The sequence below is a fragment of the Acinetobacter sp. P8-3-8 genome (assembly GCF_000214135.1).
Lineage (GTDB): Bacteria > Pseudomonadota > Gammaproteobacteria > Pseudomonadales > Moraxellaceae > Acinetobacter.
In genome coordinates, this window is record NZ_AFIE01000095.1 from 1 (window position 1) to 4,604 (window position 4,604).

Genomic DNA, 4,604 nt, shown 5'->3' on the forward strand with positions numbered 1-4,604 from the left:
GCCAAGTTTTGAATTTGAGCTTGGAGCATTCAACGCTCATTTCGATGGTCAAGTTTTGTCTGATGCCAAAAAACTCTACAAGTTTGCAAATTGGATTTCTGACAAGTTTGAACGTCATGTGAAATTACATCCTGAGTACATCGAAGTTTCTCAACCTGAACAACCACAGCAAGCACTAAGCACTGAATTTAAAGGTGTCCGCAAATCATTCAAGGGGATGGACCAATGATTGAATTATTTTCTATCCCTGTTGAACAAGCGATTTTGTCTACTGTGATCGGTACTGAGCAAGGCATGGACGAATACATTGAGCAGATCCAAGCAAGTGATTTCTACGCAGCTCAACATCAAATTATTTGGACTCATGTTAAATCACAGTTTGTGAAAGGCGAGGGATATGACCAAGTTATGCTTTGGGAGTTGATCCGTGCTAATGCGATTGAAGTTAATGCGGTTGATGAAAAATTCATTCTCAATTTGATGGGGTGCTATTGCCCTCATTCGCTTTTACCAACACACCTTAAAAAACTTAAAGATTTTGCTGTACGCAGAAAGATTCAAGATGTGAGTAAACAAATCGGCACTGTTGCTTTGGATATGGTTTCGTACACATCAGAAACCGCTTTAAATCGCGCACAAGCTCTTGTCAGTGGCTTAGAAACAGGTTCGGTGGACAATCGCCTTAAACATGCACATGAGTTCTCTAAGGATGCGATTAAGGAGTTTTTAGAGCGACACACTGCATTGCACAACAACACGCCTTTTGATGGTGGTATTCGTACTGGTTTTGTTGAGCTAGACAACAAGCTTGGTGAAGTCGGTAAGGGTGATTTAGTCATCATTGGTGCACGTCCAAGCATGGGTAAAACAACACTTGCTCAAAACTTTGCAGCAGACATGATGATTAATCAAAACCTACCTGTGTTGTTTGTGTCAATCGAAATGTCAGGCAAACAGATTGCACAGCGGATGATTAGCGGAATTGGTCAGATTGAATTGCGGAAAGTTTTAAGTGGTAAGGCTCAAATTGAGGACTGTGGAAAGATTAATACTGCTGCAATGATCTTAGAAAAAGCACCTTTGATGATTGATGACAATGCTCGTTCAACGACTTCAACGATCCGTAGATCAGCACGAAAAGTACAAGCTGAATATGGGAAAGTTGGTGCGATATTTGTTGATTATATCCAGCGTGTAACTCCACTCACTAAAAACAATTATGGTCGCTCTGACAAAGATATTGGTGAGATTTCAGGGGAATTGAAAAAGATTGCTCGTGATTTTGAATGCCCAGTATTTGCATTAGCTCAATTGAATCGAAACCTTGAAAACAGACCAAACAAGCGCCCTGTAAACGCTGATTTAAAAGAGTCAGGGGATTTAGAGCAGGATGCAGACATCATCATGTTTATCTACCGTGATGAGGTTTACAACAAGGAATCTAAAGAGGTTGGAACGGCTGAAATCATTATTGGTAAAGCACGTAATGGCTCAACTGGAACAGTGAAATTAGCAACTGACTTAGCTCGCTCAACATTTGCAGATTTAAGTCCTGAATATTACGCAATGATGCAAGGAGGTGGGGTGTGAAGCAACTAAGTGCAATCAAACAAGGCGAAAAGATGGTTTTAGTTTTAAAGAAATCAATCGAAAAGAAAAGCAAAACATCAAGCAAAGATATTCAAGGTTGGATTGGTGGGAGCTATTCAAAATCAATTCATTTTGCAGAGCAGCTAGTTGCTACTGGGTATTTGACAACTGACAGAGCAAAGCCTCAAGGATTCCTTCCAACAGACAAAGCTAAACAACTTTTTTGGGTGGCACTATGACAACTATAAACAACCTGACAAAAAATGACTTAAATCTCTTAAACAAGAAATGTGAACACTATTGGGTTCATGACCACTTGGGATATTCAAGAAGCTGTATGAAGTGCGAAAAGAAAGAGCTGATGGGCAATAGACCAATTTCTAATTTAGTTAAGAAGATTGAATCAGACAATTGTAGCGACATTCGCAATCACGTTAGTCCGAGTACATTAGTTTGGGATTTAGCAGGCGGTGAGGATTGGACAGCGGAGGCAGAACGTCATGGATAAGTTTGAAACACTTGAAGATTACCAAAATTCATTAAAAGAATTTAATGAGCGAACTCGCAAGTCTTACGAGAATTTCATTCAAGAACATGGGGATGACTCTCAAAAGCTTCAATTGAGATGTACTCCATATACCGAGAAAAAAGGGCGGTATGGTGTTGCCTCATTGGACTTTGGTTTTCAGATATGGCAATCCCGACAGGCTGAGGTTGATGAGCTCGCAGAGCATAAGCAAACATTACTTCAAGAAGTTGATGGGCATATGCATCAATTTAATGTGCTGAGTAAGGATGTTGAAGAGAAAGACAAGCGGATTAATCAAGCATTAAATTTTATAAATAATTGGTGGCATCCCGATCTAGACCAGAAATTGTTTGTAGAGGCTTTGTGTAGAGCCCTGCGAGGTGCCAATGACTAATCTCCGTATCACCGCAGCACAGGCACGAAAAGCAGGTATTGGCCCTCGATTTGGTGTAACAGCCAAGTCGGGGAAAAAGAAATCCAATCCAGATCCAATGCCGAAGGTTCCAGCTCATCTGGTCGAAGGGAAAGGATTTGGTGTGATGAATGATGAATTGCTCTGGTGTGAAGTTTTAATCACACCTCCTTCGGTGAATCATTATTGGATTCGTGGGGCTAACAAGACCAATCGATTAAGTAAGCGTGCAATCCACTTTATTGATGTTATGAAGCGTTTTATTGAGCCAGCAGGGTATCAGGGCAGAGTTCGAGTAAAGATCGAATACGCGCCACCTGATGCGAAAATACGTGACATCGATAACATCGTTAAGCCTTGCTTTGATGCTTTGTCAAAAGGTGGGTTGATTCTGGATGATTCTCAGGTGGATGAATTGCTTGTGAAGCGTTTGCCATCAGAAAAAGGCGGGAAGTTGATTATTCAAGTTGAAAAGTTAAAGGTTTAAGGGGCAATTATGAACGCAGCGGTGAGAATTATGGACTGGTCTAAATACACAATTGATGGATGGCTTGAGCAATTTGGTGCTTGGTGTGAAACCGCTCGTTTAAAAGGTGGTGAATTGCCTGATGGTCTACATGTTAATCAGATCTATTGGTTGATTCGTGAAGCAGATAAAACACCACGCAACCCGAAGTGTTATATCCGTTGTGAGATCAGTGACTTTGAGGCAGAGCAGGTACAGACATTGCTGAGAAGTATATTTAAGAGTGATTCAGTGGACTATCAGGTTAAGTACGCAGTGATGTGCCTAGTTAAGCACAAGGTTGAGAATCGTAGTCTAAGTGCAGTAGCTGAGATTACAAATCAATCAAAACAAATGACTCACACAATGATCAGCTGTGCAAAGTTTGCAATTCATTCGCGTGATAACCGCATGAAGATTGGATAGATATTGACTGGTCGACCGCAATATGGCATATTTCTGTTATAGTCGTGCAAGTTGTAAGTAGATCACACGACTAACAAGATATTCTCGAATGTCCAAGTGCTTTAAGCAATTTACGAGATGGTGACGGGAACAATGAAAGGACAACCCCAACCCCCTAGATTCAGTGGGTATTAGCGCATAGACAAAATGCAAAGTGAATCAGTTAAGTCAGAAGAAGCTCACAGAAATGTGGGCTTTTTTGTTGTCTATTAAAAGACAGCCATTATATCCAATGTGATTTCGTCACACATTGAGTTAGCCTCAGAGCCTCAAATTGTGGGTGACACCCCGACCAAAGAGAATGAAAGACACAGAGCGGATCAATAGCTAACTTTGAGATGTTTGTCGTGTTGAGTAGCGGTAGATCAGTTGCCGAGCTGATCAATATCGTAATCTAAGGCAAGGATGTGGCAGATCACCACGTCCTTTTTAATTTTAATGGAGGTATCTATGCTCCGAATAAAACAAATCTTCTGCCGACACGTTTGGGAATATTCAGATTTCTTTACGGTCAGAGAGTGTAGGAAGTGTGGGAAAATTAAACCATTACAGATTTTAAAGAGAAGTGAATAAAAAGGCAGTAGGCTAGCAGTATTACGTCAGTACCACTGTTCAAAGCATTGATGGCTTAATTTGAGTTGATGAGATATGACGACACGCATTCAACCGCCACATGTGAGAATTAAGTTAGCTATTCACTTCATCTTTAAGATTAAACCCCTTCCGAGGGGTTTTTTAATGCCTAGAGGAAAGTATGACAGACAAAGTACAAGCGAAAAAAGACTTAGAATTTTGCAGTGCTGAGCTGTCTAAGTATCAGAATCTTAGTCGATCAGGATTGACGCGGTCAGAGATGCTAACGATTGACGGCATCATGATTAAGCTGAAAGAGCGGATTAAGAATTTGCGTGAAGCTTTGTATGCGTAGCCAAAAGCGACTCGCTGAGATTAGAAAGCTACCATGCATTCGGTGCGGTAATCCAAACTCACAAGCGGCTCATTCAAATTCAGCCAAGCATGGTAAGGGTAGAGGGATAAAAGCAGATGATTCGTTTACAGTTCCTTTGTGTCACGTGTGCCATTCTGATTTTGATCAATACAAA

At 40.9% G+C, this 4,604-nt stretch carries 7 protein-coding genes and 1 pseudogene; all 8 read left to right on the forward strand.

The window, feature by feature from the left end; genetic code table 11:
* Positions 1-229: pseudogene (locus tag GGG_RS20075) on the forward strand (helix-turn-helix domain-containing protein); the annotation flags it as partial.
* The gene (locus GGG_RS0118215; RefSeq protein ID WP_010117622.1) at positions 226-1,590 is read left to right on the forward strand and encodes a replicative DNA helicase; all 1,365 of its coding nucleotides are present in this window, start codon (positions 226-228) and stop codon (positions 1,588-1,590) included. The pseudogene GGG_RS20075 and the gene GGG_RS0118215, both read left to right, overlap by 4 nt.
* On the forward strand, positions 1,587-1,829 hold the full coding sequence (locus GGG_RS0118220; RefSeq protein WP_010117624.1) for a hypothetical protein: 243 nt from the start codon (positions 1,587-1,589) through the stop codon (positions 1,827-1,829). The genes GGG_RS0118215 and GGG_RS0118220 overlap by 4 nt, the downstream gene beginning before the upstream one ends.
* Before the next feature lie 98 nt (positions 1,830-1,927).
* Positions 1,928-2,098 (forward strand): hypothetical protein, encoded by a 171-nt coding sequence (locus tag GGG_RS21090; RefSeq protein ID WP_227500514.1) that lies wholly within the window; start codon positions 1,928-1,930, stop codon positions 2,096-2,098.
* Positions 2,091-2,513: a hypothetical protein gene (locus tag GGG_RS0118230; RefSeq protein WP_010117628.1), complete on the forward strand. Its 423-nt coding sequence runs from the start codon at positions 2,091-2,093 to the stop codon at positions 2,511-2,513. The genes GGG_RS21090 and GGG_RS0118230 overlap by 8 nt, the downstream gene beginning before the upstream one ends.
* Positions 2,506-3,018, forward strand: a complete 513-nt coding sequence (locus tag GGG_RS0118235) for a RusA family crossover junction endodeoxyribonuclease (protein WP_010117630.1) — start codon at positions 2,506-2,508, stop codon at positions 3,016-3,018. Before GGG_RS0118230 ends, GGG_RS0118235 begins: the two co-directional genes overlap by 8 nt.
* 9 nt (positions 3,019-3,027) lie before the next feature.
* Positions 3,028-3,462, forward strand: a complete 435-nt coding sequence (locus GGG_RS0118240) for a hypothetical protein (RefSeq protein ID WP_010117631.1) — start codon at positions 3,028-3,030, stop codon at positions 3,460-3,462.
* Positions 3,463-4,421: 959 nt separating this feature from the next.
* The coding region (locus GGG_RS20780) for a DUF968 domain-containing protein (protein WP_081399956.1) at positions 4,422-4,604 on the forward strand (183 nt) is incomplete at its 3' end.

What these genes read in the sequence shown, in the direction of transcription:
- GGG_RS0118235 (WP_010117630.1), top strand. Translation starts at nt 2,506, where the DNA reads ATGACTAATCTCCGTATCACCGCAGCACAGGCACGAAAAGCAGGTATT.
- GGG_RS0118215 (WP_010117622.1), top strand. Translation starts at nt 226, where the DNA reads ATGATTGAATTATTTTCTATCCCTGTTGAACAAGCGATTTTGTCTACT.
- GGG_RS21090 (WP_227500514.1), top strand. Translation starts at nt 1,928, where the DNA reads ATGAAGTGCGAAAAGAAAGAGCTGATGGGCAATAGACCAATTTCTAAT.
- GGG_RS0118240 (WP_010117631.1), top strand. Translation starts at nt 3,028, where the DNA reads ATGAACGCAGCGGTGAGAATTATGGACTGGTCTAAATACACAATTGAT.
- GGG_RS0118230 (WP_010117628.1), top strand. Translation starts at nt 2,091, where the DNA reads ATGGATAAGTTTGAAACACTTGAAGATTACCAAAATTCATTAAAAGAA.